Annotated in this window: 19 protein-coding genes; 17 read left to right on the top strand and 2 right to left on the bottom strand. The window is 44.3% G+C overall.

The genetic code is table 11. The features are described 5' to 3' along the window. The first annotated feature begins 75 nt into the window (after positions 1–75). From H8716_RS03625 to H8716_RS03610, 4 genes are all read left to right on the top strand, one after another. Entirely contained in the window at positions 76–666 is a 591-nt protein-coding gene (locus H8716_RS03625) for an HD domain-containing protein (RefSeq protein WP_249307142.1), read from the top strand. A gap of 316 nt (positions 667–982) precedes the next feature. Next, positions 983–1,996, top strand: coding sequence for a DnaJ C-terminal domain-containing protein (locus H8716_RS03620; RefSeq protein WP_249307141.1), 1,014 nt, complete (start codon positions 983–985; stop codon positions 1,994–1,996). A gap of 201 nt (positions 1,997–2,197) precedes the next feature. Then, positions 2,198–4,138 carry a diguanylate cyclase domain-containing protein gene (locus H8716_RS03615; RefSeq protein WP_249307140.1) on the top strand — a complete coding sequence of 647 codons (1,941 nt, stop codon included), beginning with the start codon at positions 2,198–2,200 and terminating at the stop codon, positions 4,136–4,138. A gap of 42 nt (positions 4,139–4,180) precedes the next feature. Then, on the top strand, positions 4,181–4,624 hold the full coding sequence (locus tag H8716_RS03610; protein WP_249307139.1) for a hypothetical protein: 444 nt from the start codon (positions 4,181–4,183) through the stop codon (positions 4,622–4,624). Positions 4,625–4,647: 23 nt separating this feature from the next. On the opposite strand, the gene nrdD is transcribed toward H8716_RS03610, so the two are convergent. Further along, positions 4,648–6,858 carry an anaerobic ribonucleoside-triphosphate reductase gene (nrdD, locus tag H8716_RS03605; RefSeq protein ID WP_249307138.1) on the bottom strand — a complete coding sequence of 737 codons (2,211 nt, stop codon included), beginning with the start codon at positions 6,856–6,858 and terminating at the stop codon, positions 4,648–4,650. Between the two features lie 492 nt (positions 6,859–7,350). Between nrdD and H8716_RS03600 the strand changes: the two genes are divergently transcribed. The 7 genes from H8716_RS03600 (at position 7,351) to H8716_RS03575 (ending at position 14,652) form a co-directional block, all read left to right on the top strand. Beyond that, positions 7,351–8,340, top strand: coding sequence for a LacI family DNA-binding transcriptional regulator (locus tag H8716_RS03600; RefSeq protein ID WP_249307137.1), 990 nt, complete (start codon positions 7,351–7,353; stop codon positions 8,338–8,340). Between the two features lie 263 nt (positions 8,341–8,603). Continuing rightward, on the top strand, positions 8,604–8,738 hold the full coding sequence (locus H8716_RS17560; protein WP_283242924.1) for a hypothetical protein: 135 nt from the start codon (positions 8,604–8,606) through the stop codon (positions 8,736–8,738). Then, on the top strand, positions 8,728–9,942 hold the full coding sequence (locus H8716_RS03595) for an ABC transporter substrate-binding protein (RefSeq protein ID WP_249307136.1): 1,215 nt from the start codon (positions 8,728–8,730) through the stop codon (positions 9,940–9,942). The genes H8716_RS17560 and H8716_RS03595 overlap by 11 nt, the downstream gene beginning before the upstream one ends. A gap of 103 nt (positions 9,943–10,045) precedes the next feature. Beyond that, positions 10,046–10,930 carry a carbohydrate ABC transporter permease gene (locus H8716_RS03590; RefSeq protein WP_249307135.1) on the top strand — a complete coding sequence of 295 codons (885 nt, stop codon included), beginning with the start codon at positions 10,046–10,048 and terminating at the stop codon, positions 10,928–10,930. Between the two features lie 29 nt (positions 10,931–10,959). Continuing rightward, entirely contained in the window at positions 10,960–11,790 is an 831-nt protein-coding gene (locus H8716_RS03585; protein ID WP_249307134.1) for a carbohydrate ABC transporter permease, read from the top strand. A gap of 18 nt (positions 11,791–11,808) precedes the next feature. Further along, a complete protein-coding gene (locus H8716_RS03580; RefSeq protein WP_249307133.1) occupies positions 11,809–13,293 on the top strand; it encodes a glycoside hydrolase family 32 protein in 1,485 nt (494 codons plus the stop codon). An 18-nt stretch (positions 13,294–13,311) separates the two neighbouring features. Next, positions 13,312–14,652: a NosD domain-containing protein gene (locus tag H8716_RS03575; RefSeq protein ID WP_249307132.1), complete on the top strand. Its 1,341-nt coding sequence runs from the start codon at positions 13,312–13,314 to the stop codon at positions 14,650–14,652. A gap of 118 nt (positions 14,653–14,770) precedes the next feature. Here the strand turns inward: H8716_RS03575 and H8716_RS03570 are convergent, their stop codons facing one another. Then, entirely contained in the window at positions 14,771–15,628 is an 858-nt protein-coding gene (locus H8716_RS03570; protein WP_249307131.1) for an AraC family transcriptional regulator, read from the bottom strand. Between the two features lie 319 nt (positions 15,629–15,947). Here H8716_RS03570 and H8716_RS03565 point away from each other — a divergent pair, with 319 nt between their 5' ends. The 6 genes from H8716_RS03565 to H8716_RS03540 all read left to right on the top strand — a co-directional run bounded on the left by H8716_RS03565 (position 15,948) and on the right by H8716_RS03540 (position 23,745). Continuing rightward, a complete protein-coding gene (locus H8716_RS03565) occupies positions 15,948–17,243 on the top strand; it encodes an ABC transporter substrate-binding protein (RefSeq protein ID WP_249307130.1) in 1,296 nt (431 codons plus the stop codon). Positions 17,244–17,328: 85 nt separating this feature from the next. After that, complete coding sequence (locus tag H8716_RS03560) at positions 17,329–18,216, top strand: carbohydrate ABC transporter permease (RefSeq protein ID WP_249307129.1); 888 nt, start codon at positions 17,329–17,331, stop codon at positions 18,214–18,216. Positions 18,217–18,228: 12 nt separating this feature from the next. Beyond that, the gene (locus H8716_RS03555; RefSeq protein ID WP_249307128.1) at positions 18,229–19,077 is read left to right on the top strand and encodes a carbohydrate ABC transporter permease; all 849 of its coding nucleotides are present in this window, start codon (positions 18,229–18,231) and stop codon (positions 19,075–19,077) included. A gap of 11 nt (positions 19,078–19,088) precedes the next feature. Continuing rightward, positions 19,089–21,197, top strand: coding sequence for a glycoside hydrolase family 3 C-terminal domain-containing protein (locus tag H8716_RS03550; protein ID WP_249307127.1), 2,109 nt, complete (start codon positions 19,089–19,091; stop codon positions 21,195–21,197). Next, entirely contained in the window at positions 21,194–22,759 is a 1,566-nt protein-coding gene (locus H8716_RS03545; RefSeq protein WP_249307126.1) for a glycoside hydrolase family 43 protein, read from the top strand. Before H8716_RS03550 ends, H8716_RS03545 begins: the two co-directional genes overlap by 4 nt. Positions 22,760–22,824: 65 nt before the next feature. Continuing rightward, entirely contained in the window at positions 22,825–23,745 is a 921-nt protein-coding gene (locus tag H8716_RS03540; protein ID WP_249307125.1) for an MBL fold metallo-hydrolase, read from the top strand. Positions 23,746–23,816 lie beyond the last annotated feature (71 nt).

The raw sequence follows: 23,816 nt of genomic DNA, 5'->3' as shown, positions 1-23,816 counted from the left end.
TGTGTGAAAGAAATGCGGGGGAATATTTAATATAAATATTGAAAAAGTGTAAATGATAAAAGGAAGGCAGACATCATGGACGAGCGCTTGAAAAAACAGTTAGAGTTTATATTGGAAATCGATAAAGAAAAAAATATTTTACGCCAGACTCATCTTTCCGGGCATGGCAGGAGAGAAAATGATGCGGAGCATGCCTGGCATATGGCAATTATGGCGTATCTGTTGCAGGAATATTCCAATGAACCGGTGGATATCGCAAAAGTGATGCTTATGTGTCTGATCCATGATGTGGTGGAGATTGATGCCGGGGATACTTATGCATATGACGAAGAAGGGTTGAAGACGCAGAAGGCAAGAGAAGAAGCAGCCAAAGAACGTATCTATTCTTTGCTCCCGGAGGATCAGAAAGAACGGTTGACAGTGCTGTTTGATGAATTCGAAGCGTGTGAGACACCGGAAGCCAAATTTGCCAAGGCTATGGATAATCTGCAGCCGTTGCTTTTGAATCACAGTAATGATGGAGGAGACTGGAGAGAACACGGTGTCACAGAACGGCAGGTCTATGGCAGACAGGGAAAGACAAAAGCAGGTTCGGAGAAACTGTACGAGGTTACCGACCAACTGATTCAGGAGCATATAAGAAAGGGAAATATTAAGGGATGCTAGGGTACGGGTCGAAGACGGCCCGGAAAATCGCTGCATCGTCCAGACAGCTGATGAAACTTCAGTGTCTGGATATATAGATGCCGGCAAAGGTAATCCGCACATTACAGTTCACTATATGAAGATGAGAAGTGTACCGGGAGAGATCCCGGTATTTTCGTATCTTTTCAGTACCTTCACAGAAATTTCATGAAAAAAATCAGCAGTAGCGTTGACAATAAAAACAATGCATGTTATATTACAAATAGAACAGATGAAATAATAAGAATATTTATGGACTGCTATGACAGTCGTTTTTATCGTGCAGGAGGTGAGATGCATGAGCGCAAAGAGAGATTATTATGAAGTACTTGGAATCAGCCGCGGTGCAGATGCCGCTGCGATAAAGAAAGCATACAGGAAACTGGCGAAGAAGTATCACCCGGATAACAATGCAGGTAATCCGGATGCAGAGGAGAAGTTCAAGGAGATCGCGGAGGCATATGATGTTCTCAGTGACCCTGAGAAGAAGAAACTGTATGATCAGTTCGGTCATGCAGCTTTTGACCAGAACGGAGCACCCGGCGGCGGTGCCGGTGGATATAAGGACTTCACCGGTGGCAATGGAGGATACAGAGAATATCATTATGAAGGCAATATGGATGATCTGTTCGGAGATATGTTCCGGGATGCATTTCATGGAAGGAAGGCCGGACGAAGTGGCAGAAGCAGTGGTATGCATTTCGGAGGATTTGACTGGGGAGATCATATGAATTTTGGTGGACAGTCCGGATGGGGAGATACGTCTGGATTTAGCAGTAGTTATGGATCACAGAAGGGGGCAGATCTGAATGCAGAAGTGACAGTCAGCTTTGAAGATGCGGCGTTTGGCTGTGACAAGGTGATTTCTCTGAAGAATCCGGATGGTATGCAGCATTCGCTTCAGGTACACATCCCGGCTGGAATTGATACCGGCAAGAGTATAAGGCTTCGTGGCAAAGGCATGCCGGGAAACGGAGGAGAAGCAGGCGATCTGCTTCTGAAGGTGAACGTACTGGATAAACCAGGATATGAACGAAAGGGTCAGGACGTATACACAACTGTGAATATTCCATATACAACAGCTGTGTTTGGTGGAGAAGCAAGGGTACAGACACTGTACGGAGATGTGATCTGTAAGATCAAAGAAGGCACCCAGTCTGGTACGAAGATACGGCTGAAGGGAAAGGGAATTGTATCCATGAAGAATCCTTCGCTGCATGGAGATCAGTATGCAACGGTACAGATTGATGTGCCAAGACATTTGAGCCGTGAGGCGAGACAGAAGCTGATGGAATACCGGCAGGCCTGCTGATGAAAATGAACATTTACGGTGGACAAAAACGAAAAATTTACGTATAATAAGCGCAAGTATGTGTTTGGAATACCTTTAAAAAAGGAAACAGCAAAACAAAAGACAATGAAGTTACGGCTTCCAGATGCTGCAAAAGAGTATCTGGGAGCCTTTTTAGTATGAGATGGCAGGTAAAGAAAAAGGATGAAATCAGGATATCAGATGACAAAACAGGAAGCACAGGAAGAAATAGCATCTTATAAGAAGATTTTTTCTGTAGTACGGCTTCTGAGTGGACAGGACATAGAGAAACTGAAGGCCGGAAAACTGACTGGCAGTGTTTCAAAAATTTGTCAGTGTTATAAATTCTGGAATAAGAATAGTCCGTGTGCGAATTGCATTTCTCTGAAAGTATGGGAAGAAAAATCGGAACGGACCAAGCTGGAATTTCAGGATGACGATATTTATCAGGTGATATCCAGATATGTGGAGATTGACGGAACGCCGTATGTCATGGAACTGGTTAAGAAGATGGATGAAGAGAATCTTCTGGACGCAGATGGCAGGAAAAAGCTGGTTTCCCAATTGTCCGGGTACAGTGATGCATTATATAAGGATGCGCTGACAGGCGTCTATAACAGACGGTATTTTGAAGATGAACTGAAGCTTCAGGTAGAAGCAATGGCAGTGGCAATGATTGATATGGACGATTTTAAGCTATGTAATGATACTTACGGCCATAATGCAGGAGACGCTGCCCTGTGCACTATGGTGAAGATCATTCGTAAATATATCCGCAAGACAGACCTTCTGATACGTTATGGTGGAGATGAGTTCCTCTTACTGATGAAGGACATGACAGAAGAAGTATTTGATGAGAAACTGAACCAGATTCAGAAAAAGATTGGTGAATCAACGGTTCCTGGATATCCGAATCTTCACCTGTCTGTCAGTATCGGAGGACTGATCTCATCCAATGAATCACTGGAGCGGGCGATAGACAGGGCAGACCATCTGATGTACCAGGCTAAGAACTGTAAAAATATGGTGGTGACAGAGACCACGCCGCTGGCTGCGGTTATGGACAGCCAGACATATAGTAAAGGAAAAAGCCGTGCCCAGATATTGATTGTCGATGATTCAGCCATGAACAGAGAACTTCTGGCAGCTATGCTGGAAGATGAGTTTGAAATTATGGAGGCAGAAAGCGGGGAACAGTGTCTGACAATACTGGAACAGTACGGAACCGGAATCTCTCTGGTACTGCTGGATATTGTGATGCCAGGTATGAACGGTTTTGAAGTCCTGGAAATCATGAGTAGAAAGCACTGGATTGATGATATTCCAGTCATTATGATCTCCAGTGAAGACAGAGAAGCTGTGATACGGAAAGCATACGAACTTGGAGTGTCGGATTATATTAGTCGTCCGTTTGATGCAAGAATTGTATATCGCCGTGTATACAATACCATAAAGCTATATGCAAAGCAGAGACGTCTGACCAGTCTGATCAGTGATCAGATTTATGAAAAAGAGAAGAATAATAAAATGATGGTTGCGATTCTCAGTCATATCGTAGAATTTCGTAACGGAGAAAGTGGTTCCCATGTGCTGCATATCAATATGCTGACAGAAAAGCTTCTGGCGCGTCTTGTACAGAAGACAGAAAAATATAATCTGACCCATGCGGACCGCAGCCTGATTACGACAGCGTCATCTCTGCACGATATCGGTAAGATTGGAATTGATGATAAGATTCTGAATAAACCGGGCAAGCTGACCCAAGAAGAATTTGAGATTATGAAGACTCATACTCTGATTGGTGCGAACATGCTGGAAGGCATGGGAATGTATCAGAATGAACAGCTGATTAAGATTGCTTATCAGATCTGCCGCTGGCATCATGAACGGTATGATGGTAAAGGCTATCCGGATGGTCTGAAGGGAGAAGAGATTCCGATTTCCGCACAGGTGGTATCACTGGCTGATGTATACGATGCGCTCAGCAGTGAGCGTGTTTACAAAAAAGCATTTTCCCATGAAAAGACCATGGAGATGATTCTTGCAGGAGAGTGCGGGCAGTTTAATCCACTGTTGCTGGAATGCCTGGTAGATATACAATATGACCTGAAAAAGAGTATGGGGAAGGCTAAAGGCGTATAGAACAGAAGAATATTTTTCAAGAGAAAAAAGGAAGTGCCGGAAATGCAGAATGAGCAGAAAAATGAGGATGTTGTATGGGCTGAATTAAGTGAAGAACAACAGCAGACAGTGGAAAAATTACAGAATACCATGACAGAAGATGCGCTGTGGGAATGTGTGATCCAGTTTCAGCAGTATCTGTTTCAAACTGCATCGGGACTTCCCTTTCACTACGAGATCAAACGTGGCAAAAGCGGGAAACTGAACCGGGAATTGCTGATTGACCGCAGAGAGGGGAGCAAAAGTCTTACCTGGAGTTCTTTTCGGTCTGCATTTTTTAACCTGATGCAGGAACCACCGGAAGACGGACAGCGAAAATATGTGAACAGGCCCAAAGGCCTTGGGGATATCAGAGGCGTAAGCTATATTTACCCCATGTTCTATCGGTTTGGAATCATAGAAGTACCGGAAAAATATGAATTACAGATGAAAGGACGACAGTTGTGATAACCGTCGTCCTTTTCTGATATTTATGAATCACAGGTTCCGCAGGACATGTGGAGCACTCGGTCCTTGATCTCCTGAGTACGTCCCTGATTCCAGAACTGGGTACCGATATAACCACAGGTACGGCGTGCAACAAACAGCTTTGTCTGGTCGCGGTTGCCGCAGTTTGGGCATTCCCATACCAGCTTTCCGGATGGATCTGTTACAATCTTGATCTCTCCGTCATAGCCACAGTTCTCACAATAATCACTCTTGGTGTTCAGTTCTGCATACATGATGTTCTCATAGATAAATTTCATAACAGAAAGAACCGCCGGGATATTGGTCTGCAGATTTGGAACTTCTACATAACTGATAGCACCGCCAGGAGAAAGCTTCTGGAAATCTGCTTCGAACTTTAACTTACTGAAAGCATCGATCTTCTCTGTTACATGCACATGATAGCTGTTAGTGATATAGTTCTTATCGGTAACACCCGGAATAATGCCGAAACGCTTCTGGAGGCACTTGGCAAATTTATAAGTAGTAGACTCCAGTGGGGTACCGTATACGGAATAGCTGATATGTTCAGCTTCTTTCCATTCCTTACACTTGTCATTCAGCTTCTGCATGACAGCCAGAGCAAAATCTCTTCCCTGCGGAGCAGTATGAGAATGACCGGTCATGCGTACACACATTTCATGAAGACCGGCATAACCCAGTGAGATAGTGGAATATCCGTTAAACAGTAACTTGTCAATGGTCTCACCTTTCTTCAGACGGGCAAGGGCACCGTGCTGCCAGAGGATCGGGGCAACATCAGAGACAGTGCCAAGAAGACGCTCATGGCGGCAGCGCAGGGCACGATGGCAGAGATCCAGACGTTCGTCCAGAATCTTCCAGAAACGGTCCATATCACCATCGGATGAGCAAGCTACGTCTACCAGATTCAGGGTAACCACACCCTGGTTAAAACGACCATAGAACTTGTGGGAACCGTCCGGGTTGCGCTGGGAGTCTTCCACAGTCAGGAAGGAACGGCATCCCATACAGGTATATACATTGCCGTTCTTTAATTCACGCATGATCTTGGCTGAGATATAGTCCGGAACCATACGTTTGGCAGTACATTTTGCTGCCAGTTCTGTCAGATACCAGTACTTGGAATCTTCCGTGATATTATCTTCATCCAGTGTATAGATCAGCTTCGGAAAAGCCGGGGTGATCCATACACCTTTTTCATTCTTAACGCCCTGCATACGCTGAATCAGCACTTCTTCAATGATCATGGCAAGGTCATCACGGGTCTGGCCTTCCGGAACTTCGTCCAGATACATAAAGATAGTGACAAACGGAGCCTGACCGTTACAGGTCATCAGTGTAATCAACTGATACTGGATGGTCTGAATACCGCTCTTGACTTCTTCACGAAGGCGGCGCTCTGTTACCTTCTGGATAATAGCTTCATCCAGCGGTTCACCGCATTCCGTACGTTCTGCGATCACAGCCTTTCTCAGCTTTTGGCGGCTGATATCCACAAATGGTGCCAGATGGGAGAGGGTAAAAGACTGACCGCCGTACTGGTTACTGGCTACCTGTGCCACAATCTGTGTGGTAACGTTACAGGCAGTGAAGAAGCTGTGTGGCTTTTCAATCATGGTTTCACTGATAACAGTACCGTTCTGGAGCATATCTTCCAGATTCAGCAGGTCGCAGTTATGCTCTCGCTGGGCAAAATAATCGGAGTCATGAAAGTGGATAATTCCCTCTTCATGAGCTTTTACAACATCTTCCGGAAGAAGTACACGTCTGGTCAGGTCTTTGCTGACTTCTCCAGCCATATAATCTCTCTGGGTAGAGTTGATCACAGGGTTCTTGTTAGAATTCTCCTGCTTCACTTCTTCGTTCATATGGTCAATCAGAGCCAGAATACCGTTGTCAGTGGTATTACTCTTGCGGGAAAGCTCGCGCTTATAACGGTAGCGCACATACTTCTGTGCAACTTCATAGCCACGCATCTCCATAATTCCGGTCTCTACCATATCCTGAATATCTTCCACATTGACAGCATGTGTCATACGGTGGATTTGCTGTGAGATCGTATCGGCAATCGCCATAATCTGAAAATCATTTAACTGGTGAAGACGGTCTACCTCACGGTTGGCAGCTTTGATTGCGTTCACAATTTTATCCAGATCAAAGTGAACTTCTTCGCCATTTCTTTTAATTACGTTAGTTGTAGTAGATGTATCCATAATTACCCCTCAAAATGATGTAAAATATTGTGATAACGGCGTAACTATTCAAAATCTATTGTCCCTCAAGGTGTTTTGACATGTATATGCCAAAATCCGGAGACAGGCACGCCAGGTTACTTAAAAGACAGCAGATACAAATCGAAAAAGGTCTGCCATGTCAACCAGATATAGTTTTAATAATACTGCGCAAACACAATATCTGGTGTCCGTGTACTATGATACCGCATTATGAAGGAAATGAAAAGGGACAATAATTACTAAAAAACCAGAGTAAAAAAGGAGGGTTTTTCTACTTGACATTTACAAAGCCTGAGTTTATGCGGTTTCTCCAGGAAGGAACAGGGAAAAGATTGACTTTGAAGAAAACAGCTTATATACTTGATGAAGAAAGTATGAAGGGAAAGAAGTAACTGTTCAGAAAAGTGCTATCCTGCAACGTGTTTTGGCATTGTATCTGTAAAGACACTGAACAGATACATGGGGAAAAATATGGCAGGAATCAAAGATGTGGCAAAACGTGCAGGTGTAGGAGTGGCTACTGTATCCAGAATGCTGAATGACAGTGGATATGTTTCAGCAGACGCAAGGGTAAAAATAGAAGCGGCAATGAAAGAACTGGATTATACGCCTAACGAACTTGCCAGAAACCTATATCATAAAAAGAGTGGGATTATAGCGGTACTGGTTCCAAATGTATCCAATCCCTTTTTTGCAGAATTTATAGACCGGGTAGAAGCAGAACTGTACAAGGCAGGATTTAAGATTATGCTTTGCAATACTTTAAAAGACGTCAATGCAGAAGAAGAATATCTGGATATGCTGAACCGTCATATTGTAGATGGAGTGATATCAGGAATGTCTTCTCTGGATGAATCTATTTATTCCAAAATCCGTAAACCGATCGTTGCGCTGGACCGTTATCTTGGAGAAAATATCCCGGTAGTAGCAGTAGATCACAAGGAGGGCGGCAGGAAGGCTGCAGAAGTACTGATTGCCAATGGCTGCCGGAAGGTTCTTCATTTTCGCAGTGCTGTGGAAGGGGAATCACTGTATCATGATCGCCACATGGAATTTCAGAAGATAATGGAAGCACATCAGATCGAGACTGTTTGTTACACACTGGACTGGAGGCGGCTGGATACCGAGTACTATCATCAGGTGGTGAATGAAATATTTGCAGAAAATCTGGAATTTGATGGTGTATTTGGTGTTGACAGGCTTGCCATCGAGTGTATGAATGAACTGATCCGCAGGCACAAAAAGATTCCGCGGGATGTGAAGATTGTATCCTATGACGGAACCTATATTACGGAACTGGTAGAACCGAAGGTAACGACGATTGTACAGCCTATAGACGGACTGGCAGAGCAGTCTGTAAAATTACTGTGCGAACTGATTGATGGAAAGAAGTACAAGAATAAGCAGGTAATTTTGCGGACGCAGCTGCGCCTGGGAGGAACAACAGAAAAGACAGACTGATGGCCGGAAGATGAAAAATAAACAAAAAAACAAAGAAAAAAGCGAAAAAACAAAACGAGAAATATGAAAAATAACCAATAATTAGCAAAAATAGAAAATGGTATTGACATATTTGATAATTGATATATATAATATGTTCATACAGAAGGAAATCTTCTTTTTATTTTTAAAAGATATGGAACGGGTTCCATCTTATCAATGAGTCACCGGTTCTATATTTTTTAAAGGATATGGAACGGGTTCCATATCGGGGAGAATTCCATATGTTTTCCATAAAGGATGGATTATTCCGGATACTATTCATCCAGGATATGGAAGTTGCAGAAAACGGAAAAATGTATAATATGAGATGGGAAAAATTTCCCGAAAGATTTAAGGAGGAAAAAAATGAGAAGTAAAGTAGTGAAAGCATTAGTTGCAACAGCATTAGCCGGCAGTATGATCGCAGGGATGTCAAGCTTATGTATGGCAGAAGATAACAGCATTACAGTTCTGGTAGAGAGTGGTTCACCGGCAGAAGCACTTGCGAACGAGACAGCAGCAGCATTTGAAGAAGAGACAGGATGCAAGGTAGTAGTGGATGCCGTAGCTTATACGGGTATGTATGACAAGATTTCAACAGAGATTAAGGCAGGACAGGCTGCTCATGATGTGGCGTGTATGGATTTTGTATGGCTGGCAGCATTTGCAGATGCCATTGAGCCTCTGACCGATGCAGACACCAGTGATTTCCTTCCAACACTGGAAGAGAGTGGCACAGTGGACGGTAACCTTCTGGGATATCCAATGTGGGTAAATTCCAAGATTCTGATTTACAGAAAAGATCTGATTCCGGAAGATAAAGTTCCGACCACATGGGAAGAATATCAGGCACTGGCAAAAGAACTGGCAACAGATGATATGTATGGAACGACTGTATTTGGAAGCGGTTCCGATGCAGTATGCTCATTTCTTGATTTTGCATGCCAGGCAGGTGCACAGGGACTGGTTTATGACAAAGATGGTAATGTAAATATTACAGATCAGGCATATGTAGATGCACTGAATTTTATGGTAGAAAATGCCAACGCAGATTATACACCTGCAGATGCTCTGGCAACAGCTGCAACAGAATCTCAGGAATTATTTACAAACGGCAAAGTGGCAATGCAGCTGAACTGGAGCCATCAGTATCCTGCAGCAGTAGCGGCTATGGGAGCAGATAAGGTAGGCTGCGCACCTATGATTGGTGGAAGCGCAGGTATCGGAGCAACAACAGGTCCATGGTATGAATGTGTAATGAAAAATTCTGAAAACAAAGATATGGCATTGAAATATGTAGAATACATGTATGATCATAATGCAGATTATATGGATCTGACACTGAAGATTGCCGGCAGAACTTCTGTATATGAAGAATCCGGAAAAGAAGAAGGCAATGAACATACAACTGCTGTTCTGAAAACTCTGGAAGCAGAACAGTCTCAGGCAAGACCAATGGTAACTACATGGTCACAGGTAGAAGAAGTGCTGACTGGCGTGGTAGAATCCTGCCTGGGCGGTGCTGATGTGACAGAAACCCTGGAATCTGCAAAGACAGAGATCGAGGCAATTGGTCAGTAAGACAAAAAGCAAGTACAGAATAACTGGTGAGTGAACAAGAGGGTGATTCATAAGGTTGCAGAACTGAAAGGATCACCCTTCGTTTCAGAAAGTGGGAATAAATATGAAATTAATATCAAGAAAGACATTATTGCTGTTCTTTCTGCCGGGGGCTGTTTTTATGGGGGCATTCCTGATTTATCCGATCTGTAAGATGGTGTTCGACAGCTTCTTTAAAATCGGGATTACGGGAGACAGAACGTTTATCGGACTGAGCAATTATATAAAGGCGTTTAGCGGAAGCGGAATGTTAAAGCAGTTGAAAAATACACTGATTTATATTCTGGTTGCAGTGGGCTTTGAAACGGCATTCGGATTCCTGTTTGCGCTGTTATTTGAACTGGACTATAAAGGCAGTAAAATCGTCCGTTCCCTGATGATGACACCACTTATGATTGCTCCGCTGGTGGCAGGTCTTACCTGGAAACTGATGATGAGTTCCAGCTTCGGTATTGTAAATGAACTGCTTGCCAGAATCGGTATTTTATCCGGCAGCAGTGATATTCTGTGGCTGGCTGATTCAAAATGGTCTCTGCTGGCATGCTGTATTGCAGATATCTGGCTGACCACACCATTTATGATGCTGATGATTCTGGCAGGTCTGCAGGGACTGGACAGCAGTACGACAGAAGCAGCCAGAATTGATGGTGCAGGGAAACTGCAGGAGATCTTTTTTATTAAGCTTCCGGGAATTAAGCCGGTACTTCTTACTGCGTTGTCAGTACGAATCATCGATGCGGCGAGAACCTTTGATATTATCTGGGCAATGACAGAAGGCGGACCGAATAGTTCTTCCGAGACAATCAGTATTATTATCTATAAGACACTTGTAAAGTATAACAACACGGGACTTGCCAGTGCAATGGCGGTGATTTTTATTACGGTACTGGTAATCTTCACTCTGGTATTTATGCAGAGTCTCTGGAATCCGAAAAAAAAGAACGGATGATAACAGACGTAACGTGAGGAGATAAAAAAGTGACAAAAACAAGTAATATAAAAATAAAAATAGCGATTATTGTTTCCATAATTTTAACATTGTTATGGCTATTCCCATATATTTATGTAATCTGCTGTTCCTTTAAACCGGGAGCAGAGGTGATTGCGGTTCCGCCATCCTTTTTCCCGAAGACATTTTCGGTAGAGAATTTTACACAGTTATTTGCAAGAATGGATGCGGGCAGTTTTCTGGTAAACAGTCTGATTGCAGCAGTATGCAGCACTGTGATTGCGCTGATTCTTGGATCACTGGCGGCCTATGCCATTCAGAGATCCGGGGCAAAGTTATCAGTACTTCTGGTAGTGTTGATCTTATGTCTGAAGATGATACCGACCTCCAGTATTGCAGTACCGATTTATGAAATTATCTGTAATATGGGGCTTTATGATACAAGAATCGCATTGATTATTGTATATGCGGCAATTAATATGCCGTTTGTTATGTGGACAATGCTGAGCTTCTACGAAGGAATACCGACTACACTGGATGAGGCTGCCTATGTGGACGGCGCTTCCAGTCTGCAGACATTCCGGAAAGTGATCCTGCCGATCTGTACACCGGGGCTTGCCACAGCATTTATTTTTACTTTATTTCTGGCGTGGAATGACTTCCTTGTTGCATTATTGCTGACTAGCATGAAAGCAAAGACATTTACCGTGGGACTTGCCGGTTTCCTGTCTGCATATAATCTTGATCTGGGACCAATGTGTGCAGGAGCGTTTTTATTCAGCTTCCCTGTTATGATTTTGTCCATGCTGGCACAGCGGTATATTGTACAGGGAATGACAGCAGGAGCCGTAAAAGGATAGAAAGAGTGGAGGAAATTCGTGTCTAGAGAATTAATGCAGAAAAGAATTGCGAAAGCGCAAAGAGAGATAGATGAAAAAAAGAATGACGTAAAAAACGGGGCAATGCGCCAGCATTATCATTTTATGCCGCAGACCGGATGGATGAATGATCCCAACGGACTGATTTTTTATAAGGGAAAATATCATTTCTTTTATCAGAGCAATCCCTATGATGGATTCTGGAACAGTATGCATTGGGGACATGCAGTAAGCGAAGATCTGATGCACTGGGAATATCTGCCTCTGGCACTGGCACCAAGTGAAACATATGATGACCATTTAAAAGGCGGCTGTTTTTCGGGAAGTGCCATAGAACATGATGGAAAACTCTGGCTGATTTATACAGGAACAGCTAATGAAGGTCATGGAGTAAAGCAGACCCAGTGTCTGGCATGGAGTGAAGATGGGGTTCATTTTGAAAAATATGAAGGAAATCCGGTGATAGAAGCACCGGAGGGGTTCGCGGAAGATTCTTTTCGTGATCCAAAGATCTGGAAACACGGGGATTATTTTTATCTGGTAGTGGGAACCAGCAGAAATAACAGAGGACTTGCATTGATCTACCGTTCCGGGGATCTGCTTGACTGGGAGTACCTGAATGTGCTGGCCGAGAGTCGCGGAGAATGGGGATATATGTGGGAATGCCCGGATTTTTATGAACTGGACGGACGGTATATACTGACGTTTTCGCCTATGGGATCAGGGGATCATACTTCGGTTTACTTGGTTGGAGATTTTGATTATCAGACAGGAAAGTTTGAACCACATGAAAGTGGAGAATTTGACTGGGGATTTGATTATTATGCACCACAGTCGTTTCTGGCACCGGACGGACGCCGTATTGTGGTTGCATGGGCGAATGAATGGGAATGGATGCCATTGTGGAAGGACTGGGGTCCAACCTACAGAGAAGGCTGGTGTGGCTTCTTTAATATCGCAAGAGAAGTACAGCTTTGTGAGGATCATACACTGCAGTTCCTGCCGGTGAAAGAAATGGAAACGATCCGTAAAGAGAAGGAAGGGCGTCCTGACTTTGAGGTGGCGGATCAGAAGCAGGAACTGAAGGCCGGAGACGGGATCTGCTTTGAAATGAAATTCAAAATAGACCTGGAAAAAAGTAATGCAGACAGATTGACGCTGATGCTTCGTTGTGGGGAAGACCGGGAGACTCGCTGGATTCTGGATTTTAAAGAAGGAGAGATCAGGACAGACCGTAACAGGGCAGATGGATGGAGCCGTGGCATTTCCAGAAGCAGTGTGATATTATGTGGGAAGAAGGAACTGGATGTGCATATTTTCTCTGATCAGAGTTCGTTGGAGATCTTTGCGGATCGATACCGGAATAACCATTCCAATAATATTTTTGCAGGGAATGCACAGAATCAGATCTATATTCTGGCAGATGGTGGAACAGTGCATATTACAGATTATGAGGCATATGGTTTACAGGAATGCTTCAGATAACAGGCAGGAGGAATGAAGATGGCATCTAAGAATTATTATGATGTGACAGAATGGCATGTAGGAAATCCATATACGGATATAGGGGAGGTACTGAACAGTATCATCGCAGATATCAAAAGCAGGCAGAAGGATACAGATCATAATGAAGAGGGAAAACCGGGAGCTGTAATTTATATTCCATCCGGAGACTATCATCTTCGCACACAGGTGCTGATCGATATCAGTTATCTGAAGATTCAGGGATCAGGGCACGGGTTTGTATCTTCCAGTATCCGTTTCAATGTCCCGCAGGATCAGTGGAAGGATCTCCATGAATTATGGCCTGGAGGCAGCCGGATTCTGGTAGATCTGAAACCGGGAGAGGAAGAATATACAGGCGCAGCGTTCCTGGTAAAGAGAGAAGGAGATCCGCGGATCAGTTCAGTGGAATTTGAGAATTTCTGTATCGACGGATTGCATTTTGTGGATGATGGATCAGGAGATCCTGAGAATACTTATCTGAATGGAAAAACCGGTATTTATATTGCAAGTGCGCAGGATTCCTTCCGCATTACCGGCATGGGAATTATCTACTTGGAACATGGTGTCACCACGTATAATTCAGATGCATTATCGATTCATGATAATTTTATTGCGGAATGTGGAAATTGTGTGGAACTGCGGGAGGCAGGACAGGCATCCAAGATTACCGATAATCTGATGGGTGCCGGCTATCGTGGATATTCTATTTATGCACAGAACTTTGGCGGACTTCTGGTTGCATCGAACAATATTTTTCCACGGGGAACCAGCAGCGTGCATTTCTCCGGTGTGCTGCGTTCTTCAATAACCGGTAACCGTTTTCATTCCTTTTATCCGGGAATGCTGGTATTTGAAAATAACTGTACGGAAAATCTGGTTTCGTCTAACCATTTTCTTCGTGACCATGAGCCGTGGCCGCCAATGCAGGGATATGATAATGGGCTGGAGGATGATTATGGACTGCTCCGCATAGAGGGAACGAACAATTCGATTATTGCCAACCATATATCAGAGACGATTGATACCAAATATCTGAAACCGGAAGGCTGTGTGCCGAGTATCATTCATCTGGTTTCAGGAACCGGAAATTATATTGCCAGCAATCATATTGTAGCAACGACGCAGAACACGCAGGAGAAAGCCGCCGGGGAAGATTCCTGTTTTGATGCGCAGGTAGGTGCGCTGTTAAGTGTAAGTGAGTTACAGGAGCTTCCGGTAATTGCGGTCCTTGTGGAAAAAGAATCTGTAAAAAATGTGGTGCTGGATACCGGAAGAGATTCACAGATCAGGATGGACAGAAGTAAAAATGTATGCAGAGGAATTCCGGAACTGATGTAGAAAAAACATTTATATGGAGCGGAAAATTACCGTCGGAATGTAGATGGTGCTGTCGCACTAAGTGAAAATTAGTGCGGCAGCACTTTTTTTGAAAAAATTTAAGGTGCTGTCGGGTTTTTTAGTAATCATACATATTCCGAAATTCTGTCGGTGTGCATTTATTTAACTGTTTGAACATCCGCAGGAATGCGGAAAGACTGGAGAAGCCACACTGTAATGCCACATCGATGACAGGAAGATCTGGGTCCAGAAGGAGTGTTTTGGCGTAGTCGATGCGCTTCTGGTTCAGATATTTGTAGAAGGAAGTGTCCGTATACTGCTTGAACAGCCGGGTAAAATGGTACTTGCTGAAGCCGGCAAGATCAGCCACCTGTTCCAGAGACAGATTCTCGGCAAAGTGTTCATTGATATAGTTGGTGATATAGAGAAACTTGTCCAGATAGTCCTTCTGACGGCTGTTGGATGCATCGGATACCGGATGTTTCAGAGCTCCGTGAAGCCTTCCGATATCCACCAGAATGCGCATGAATCTGGAGTAAACGGCAGTCTCATAATATGGTTCACACAGGAAATATTCCTCTTTGATTTCCATCATAAGTCTTCTGGCAACCGGATGAAAGTCCGGAAATTCTTCCGGGGTAATCAGTACAGCAGGGCGAAGCAGGGAAATCAGAAGATCCAGTTCCCGGATCTGAATCTGTGACAGGGACGGCTGAAAAATAATACGTTCTCCACTTTCAGGCGCAAAAAGCTCATGGACGATGCCGGGGCAGATAACCAGAATGTCACCTTCCCGCAGTTCATAATGTTGTTCGCTTACAACCACGGTATAACCGTTTTTTACTGGCATAATTACTTCAAAAGGCGTGTGCCAGTGAGGCGGGTAATTTTCATTTTCATCGTTATAATACAGGCAGATCTGTGTATCGGTACGGTAATCTGCCGTTTCGTGGATGCCACTGAGATGGTGGATCATATGTATCCCCTTTTATACAATTTTAAAATAAAAAATTGCTTTAATTTATTTTACTAAAACATATCACAATCACGGAAAAAATACAATAATAAGAAGATGAATTGTATATAATTTTAAAAAAATACGAAAAATTACAGTGATAATAAATAAAAATGCCAGATAATAATTGTAAAAACTATACATATAGATATAAAAGAAAAAATGAAATAGCAAGAATTTGGAGTTAAAAGGCAAGAATTGAAGTGAAAGAACCATATAGCTTTGCTATGATTTGAGTATCAAGAGCGTGAACAAAAAATAAAAAAGGGGGATTTACAAAATGAAGAAAAAGTTACTTTCCGTATTACTTTCCACAGCTATGGTAGCAGGTATGTTTGCGGCAGTTCCGATGACCGCATCTGCTGAAGGTGATGTGGAAGAAATCACATGGATGTTCTGGGATGACCTGGAAGCAACGGAGGACTTAATTTCCAAGGGTTATGCAGACGTTATCAATCGTTTCAATGAGACTTATGACGGACAGTATCATGTAACACCGATTACAACCAATCTGGAAGAGTATGACGGCAAGTTAAATGCACTGATCGCAGCAGGTCAGACACCGGACTGCTTCATCTGTAACCCGGGTCCGAATATGGACGTATATGTAAATGCGCAGGCGGCAGCTCCGCTGACCGATATCCTGGAAAATCAGGAAAAAGAATGGTATGACGGATTTACCGATGGTATTTTCGAAAGAATGACTTATGATGGTGAGATCTATGCAGTACCTACCAACTTTGCAGCAGCTCTCTGCTTCTATAATACAGAGATCTTTGATGAAGTTGGTGTAGAAGTTCCGACTACATACGACGAATTGCTGGATGTATGCCAGAAGATCAAAGATGCAGGCTATACACCAATCAGCTGTTCTGCAGGAACTGCATGGTGCTTATCCATGGTAGCAGGTTATCTGTGTGACCGCCAGGGCGTTGACCTTGCAGCAATCGCATCCCATGAAGCAAACTGGACTGATGAGAACTGTGTAGAAGCCGGAACAAAATTAAAAGAACTGTCCCAGTACTTCCAGGAAACAGCAGCAGGTGATTCCAATGATCAGGCTACAGCAGGCTTCTACAATGGTGAAGCAGCTATGCTGATTCAGGGTTCATGGGCAATTGCTCAGATCAATGGTAACAATCCAGACTTCGAAAGCAAATGTGGTGTATTCCAGTTTCCTGCAATCGAAGGAGCAAATGATCCGAACCGTATGATCGTTAAGACAGATAACCTTCTGATGAGTTCTACCACAGAACATCAGGATGCAGTAATAGCTTTGATGAAGATGTTCACAGATGAGACCGCTCAGAAGTATACCGCTGAAGTTGGTGGAAAGATTCCAATCATCAAAGATATCGACATTGATTACGATGCAGCACCTGCTCAGTTAAAATATGTCACAGATATTCTTGCCAATGCAACAGGTACATTCGGATTCTACAATGAATCCCTGGCATCTGTAGAAGCTGGTGACTGCTTTGACAACGCTATGGTTGACATCTTCCTTGGCAACCAGACACCGGAAGAAGCATTCCAGACCGTACAGACATTCTATGAAGACAACGTTTGGGAATAAAATATAATCTGAAGGCACATGGCTGCTGCGGAACAAAAAGGCATGTTCCGTAGCAGCCTTTTTCATTAAACAAGAGGAGGATGTTATGGATAAGATTCTGAAAGATAAAAAAGCCATTTTCATCTTTATTGCACCGGCACTTCTGATGTTTGTTCTGGTACTCATCGTACCGATCTGTCAGATGCTGTATTATTCATTGTGTGATTATGCGGCACTTACACCGCCGAAATTTGTCGGACTGGCAAATTATAAAAAGCTGTTTTTGAAAGATTCCACATTTCGTATTGCATTGAAAAACTCTATCTTTTTCATGCTGTTTTCCGCAGTCAGCCAGCAGATCGTAGGTCTGGGACTGGCAGTATTCCTTACGAATATTCCAAAAGGCAGGAACTTATTTAAGAATATATATTATCTTCCGTGTGTATTATCATCTGCAGCCTTGGGACTTTTGTGGGCATTTATGTTTAACCCGAAGATCGGTATCAATGCGCTCCTTGCCAAATTTGGTATCCAGGGTCCGCTGTGGCTGATGGACACCAAAGGCTTTATTATTCTGCCGATGTGGGTTATTGCATTTGTGGCTCTGTGGCAGTATGCAGGACAGAACATGATGCTGTATATGGCACAGATCACCGGAATTTCCAGAGATATTTATGAAGCATCTTACATAGACGGCGCATCCAGAGCGAAAGCATTTCGGTACATCACATTACCGCTGATTAAACCGATGATGATTACGTCATTATCTCTGAACTGTATCGGTTCTCTGAAGTTCTTCGACCTGATCTACAACATGACTCAGGGCGGACCGAACCATAGGACAGAGGTACTGGCAACAGAGCTGTATGCAGAAGGTTTTAATTATTTTAAGTATGGTTATGCAAGTGCCATATCCGTAGTACTTCTGGTGATGTGTCTGGTAGTTACACTGGTGATCAAACGTATCATCAAAGTAGAAAATTATGAAGGTTAGGAGGAAAGATAAATGGGAAAGAATAAAACAATAAAAAAACCTGTTTCTCCGATCATTGTGATTTTATATATTGTATTGGCACTGTTGGTAGTAATCTATGTTGCACCGCTTTTATGGATGCTGTGTGTGTCATTGAAAGACAATGCGGCAGTGATGTCTGATCCTTTCGGTCTGCCGAAGGTACTGCATCCGGAGAACTATGCACAGGCATGGACCATGGGCAAGCTTGGAGCAGCCCTTCTGAACTCTGCACTGGTCTGCGGTGTCAGTCTGGCAGTCAGTCTGTTTTTTGGATCTATGGCAGCATTTGCCATTGCAAGAATGAAATGGAAGCTGTCGGAAGCGGCACATACCTTTTTCCTGATTGGTATGATGGTTCCGGTACACTGTATTCTGATTCCACTGTTTGTACGTTTTGCCAATCTGGGACTGACTAACAGCCGGTTTGGACTGATGATTCCGTATATTACGTTTTCATTGCCAATGACAATTTTCCTTATGACAGGATTCTTCAAGAGTATGCCTGGAGAGTTGTTTGAATCTGCGGCAATCGATGGCTGCGGTATCTACGGATTTTTCTTCAAGATCGCATTCCCGCTGGCGAGGACTGGTTTCTTCGTATCTGGTCTGATGACCTTTGTGGGAAACTGGAATGAACTGCTTCTGGCAATGGTATTCATCTCAGATCCAATGAAAAAAACTCTGCCGGTTACATTGACATATTTTGTGGGACCGTATGCAACCAACTATGTACAGATGTTTGCAGCAATTATTATTGCAATTGCACCGACTGTTGTAGTGTACTGTATGTTCAGTAACCAGATCGTAGAAGGTCTGACAGCAGGTGCCGTGAAGGGGTAAAGGAGAAGTACATGAACAGAGAAGAAGCGAGAAAAAAAGCAGAACGACTGGTAGCGCAGATGACGCTTGAAGAAAAAGCCAGCCAGCTGCGATATGATGCACCGGCAATTCCGCGTCTTGGAATTCCGGCTTATAACTGGTGGAACGAAGGATTGCATGGTGTGGCAAGGGCAGGTCAGGCAACTATGTTTCCGCAGGCAATCGGAATGGGAGCCACCTTTGATACAGAACTTGTAGGACAGATGGCGGATACCGTTGCGGTGGAAGGAAGAGCCAAATACAATGCTTATTCTGCAGAAAATGACCGGGATATCTACAAAGGACTCACATTCTGGTCTCCGAATGTGAATATCTTCCGGGACCCGAGGTGGGGACGTGGACATGAGACTTACGGGGAAGATCCGTACCTTACCGGTCGCCTTGGGGTGGCTTTTGTAAAAGCTCTGCAGGGAGATGGGGAGACCATGAAGGCAGCGGCATGTGCCAAGCATTTCGCGGTACATTCCGGTCCGGAAGCTGTTCGGCATGAATTTGATGCGATAGCAACGGAAAAGGATATGGAGGAGACTTACCTTCCGGCTTTTGAAGCACTGGTAAAAGAAGCAGGCGTAGAAGCAGTCATGGGTGCATATAATCGCACCAATGGAGATCCGTGCTGTGCACATCGTGCTTTGCAGAAAAAACTGAGAGGTGACTGGGGATTTCAGGGACATTTTGTATCCGACTGCTGGGCCATTAAGGACTTTCATGAAAGTCACATGGTGACAAATACTCCACAGGAATCCGCAGCTCTGGCAATTAACCGAGGATGCGATCTGAACTGTGGTAATACGTATCTTCATATTCTGAAAGCTGTAAAAGAGGGCATGGTGACAGAAGAGACCATTACAGAGTCGGCAGTTCGCCTGTATACCACCAGATATTTGCTGGGACTGTTCGACAGATCGGAATACGACCAGATTCCTTATTATGAGATTGAATCAGAGGAGCATCTGGCCCTGTCACAGAAAGCGGCAGAAGAGAGTTTTGTTTTGTTAAAAAATAATGGTATCCTGCCATTGCAGAAGGAAAAACTGAAGACTATTGGTATCATTGGACCAAATGCAGACAGCCGTGCAGCACTGGCGGGAAATTATCATGGAACAGCTTCCAGATATATCACGATTCAGGAAGGTATTCAGGATTATGTGGGTAAGGATGTACGTGTCCTGACCAGTGTGGGCTGTGATCTGTTCCGTGACCGCACAGAGCATCTGGCATTGACGCTGGATCGTCTGGCAGAAGCAAAAGAAGTGGCAAAACACAGTGATGTGGTGATTCTCTGTCTGGGTCTGGATGAGACTCTGGAAGGAGAAGAAGGAGATACCGGTAACAGCTATGCTTCCGGTGATAAGGAGACACTTCAGCTTCCGGAGGTACAGCGCGATTTGATGAAAGCTGTGGCAGAGTGCGGAAAACCAGTGATTTTGTGCCTGATGGCAGGCAGTGATATCGACTTAAGTTTTGCAAGAGAACATTTTGATGCCATACTGGATCTGTGGTATCCGGGTTCTCAGGGCGGAGCGGCAGCCGCCAGAGTGCTGTTTGGTGATGTGTCTCCGTCAGGCAAGCTGCCGGTTACTTTCTATGAGACATTGGAAGAACTGCCGGAATTCACGGATTATCATATGGAGGGCAGAACCTACCGCTATATGAAGGAAAAAGCCCAGTATCCGTTTGGGTTCGGACTGACATACGGTGATGTTCGGGTAGCAGATGCACAGATTCAGCAGGAAGAAGATGCTGCAGATGATACGGAACTGACCGTGCGGGTGGTTCTGGAAAATCGTGGAAAAATGGCAACCGATGAGGTACTGCAGATCTATGCACAGTATCTGGAATCTGAGAATACGATTCCGCATCCACAGCTTTGCGGATTTGTACGGGTTCATCTGGATGGCGGCGAGGAAAAAGAGGTTACTGTTCCGGTGAAAAAGCGGGCATTTACCATTGTAACAGAAAGCGGCGAACGAAAAGCAGCAAAGGGAGGATTTGCACTGTATGCAGGATGCAGCCAGCCAGACGAGAAAAGTGTGGAACTGACTGGAAAGCGTCCGGTTCGAATGGAGTATGTAAGATGATTATTCATAAAAATCCAATATTGGAAGGGTTCTATCCGGACCCTTCCATCTGCAAAGTGGAAGACCGGTATTATATGGTGAATTCCACTTTTGCCTTTTATCCGGGAATTCCCATCTGGTGCAGCAGGGATCTGCAGAACTGGGAACAGATCGGCAATGTGCTGGAGCGTCCATCCCAGCTGCAACTGGGAGAATGTGCGCATTCTCAGGGAATTTATGCACCGACCATACGATATCATGAAGGTGTGTTTTATCTTGTAACCACCAATGTGGGCGGTGGAGGCAACTTTCTGGTGACGGCAGAATGTCCGGAAGGACCATGGTCAGATCCTTATGTGCTGGATGCGGACGGTATTGATCCCAGCCTGTTTTTTGAGGAAGACGGAACCTGTTATTATATCGGAACCAGAGAGCGAACCGGAGGCGGAGCTTATTTTGGAGATAATGAGATTTGGATTCAGAAGCTGAATCTGGAACAAAAATGTCTGGAAGGAGAATCTGTCCCGATCTGGTATGGGTTTATGGAACATTCTGTCTGGCCGGAAGGTCCGCACATTTATAAAAAAGATGGATGGTATTATCTACTGTATGCAGAGAGTGGAACGGAGCAGCACCACTGTATTGCAGTGGCAAGAAGCAGGATGATCGAAGGACCTTATGAGGGATGCCCGGACAATCCGATCTTTACGCACCGCCATTTAGGTAAAAAGTATCCGGTTACCTGTGTGGGACACGGGGATCTGGTGGAAGATGAACGTGGAGACTGGTATATGGTGCTGCTGGCATGCCGGCCGGAAGATGGATATACATTAAAAGGCCGGGAAACATTCCTTGCAAAGGTGGAATGGGAAGACGGATGGCCAGTTGTGAATCCGGGGGTCGGTCATCTGGAGTTGTCGGAGACAGATATGTCTGTGAAAAAACAGTATCGTTTTCAGCGGGATTATTTTCATCCGGAATTGCTCAGACTGAGAGGTCCTGGAAAAATTCAGATGCTGGATGGATGCATGCGCATGTGTCTGGTTCCGGGAACCTTATCAGAACGAAAGGAAACAGCATTTGTGGCACTGCGCCAACAGCATGACCGTTTTTATGTGGAGACGGTGATGGAGATCCCGATCGATCTGGAACCTTATGAATGCGCAGGGCTGGCTTATCTGCAGAATGAAGAGAATCAGATCCGGCTGGAGGCACATTTAAAGAAAGATCAGCTTTGCCTGAAAATCCTTTCTTTTCAGGCAGGAGAGGAAAAGTACGCAAAAGAACTGGAACTGCCTTTGGAGTCAATAACAGAAGAAGACAAGAATGAGAGTGCAGTACCAAAAGACAAGATTTCAGTATGTCTTCGCATGGAGGTGAAACATCTACAGATATCCTTTGAAGTGAAGACGAAAGCAGGATGGAGAAAAGCAGGCGGTTATATAGATGCCAGACATTTATCCACAGAATCCGCAGGAGGGTTTACCGGATGTGTGGCAGGGGTATATGCTTCATCGAATAAAAGAGAGAGCAGCAGATATGTGGATGTGCTTCAGTTGGAATATGGCAACAGAGTAGTCTGAATAACAGCCGGCAGACATTTATGATCTGCCGGGCATTCTGAAAGCCTTGACGGAAAGGAGAATACATGATAGAGATTCTGACGAAAAAACTAAGTGATCATCTGTATCGCTTCGAGGAAGCCGGAGGACCCAATCAGGTACATGCCTATCTGATCTGCGGGGAAGAAAAGGCTCTGATGGTAGACGGATTGTGGCTGGCAGACGGGTTATTTACAGAAGCGGAGAAGATTCTGAAAGCAGAATATGGGGAGAGCTATACACAGGAAAACAGGGATAAAATGCTGGAAATGTTGATAACCCACGGACACGAAGATCATGCCGGGAAAGGAATGGAAGAGTTCCTGAATGCAGGATGCAACGTTTACGTGCCGGAAAAAGACTGGCCATTGCTTGCTGAAAAGTATGAAGAGAAAAAATCACAGATCATATTTCTTACCGAAGAAATGTGCGACAGGTTGTCGTCTTCAGGTCAGGTTGTTGCAGGAAAAGAGCATTACAACTTATGCCTTGGCGGCATCACTGTACAGATTATAAAGATGCCGGGACATACGTCGGGTTCACTTCTGGTCTGGGTATCGGAGTGGAACACTCTGCTTACTTCGGATGCCATTGGTGCGGGAGTCCTGTGGATGCAGCTTCCGGAATGCAGTTCCCTGACAGAGTATAGGCCGGAAGTGGAAAAGCTTCTGACATTTCTGGAAAGGGAAAAAGCACGGACAGGAAAAGAAGTACGGATCTATCCGGGACATGCGCAGCAGATTCTGTCAGATGTCGAGGAAACTGGCACGGAGCAGTATGGGCAGCAGGATTATCTCATCTATGCATATGTCCGGGAAGTTCTGGAACTGACAGAAAAGATACTGGCTAATCCGGAGATGGGAGAGGAAAGACAGATTGATTATCCTGGGCTGGAACATGTCCATGTACGAAGCACAGGAGAAAGACTGCTGTATGACTATTGTTATGATGAGGATTGTGTCAGCTAAAGAAAAAAGTCGAGGCATTCTTGAATGTTAAATAAGATATAGAAAATGATTCGCGGAGAGATGAAGGGATA

This window comes from Jingyaoa shaoxingensis (assembly GCF_014385005.1).
In the GTDB taxonomy this organism is placed as follows: Bacteria; Bacillota; Clostridia; order Lachnospirales; family Lachnospiraceae; genus Marvinbryantia; species Marvinbryantia shaoxingensis.
This window is presented reverse-complemented; position numbering and strand designations above follow the sequence as displayed.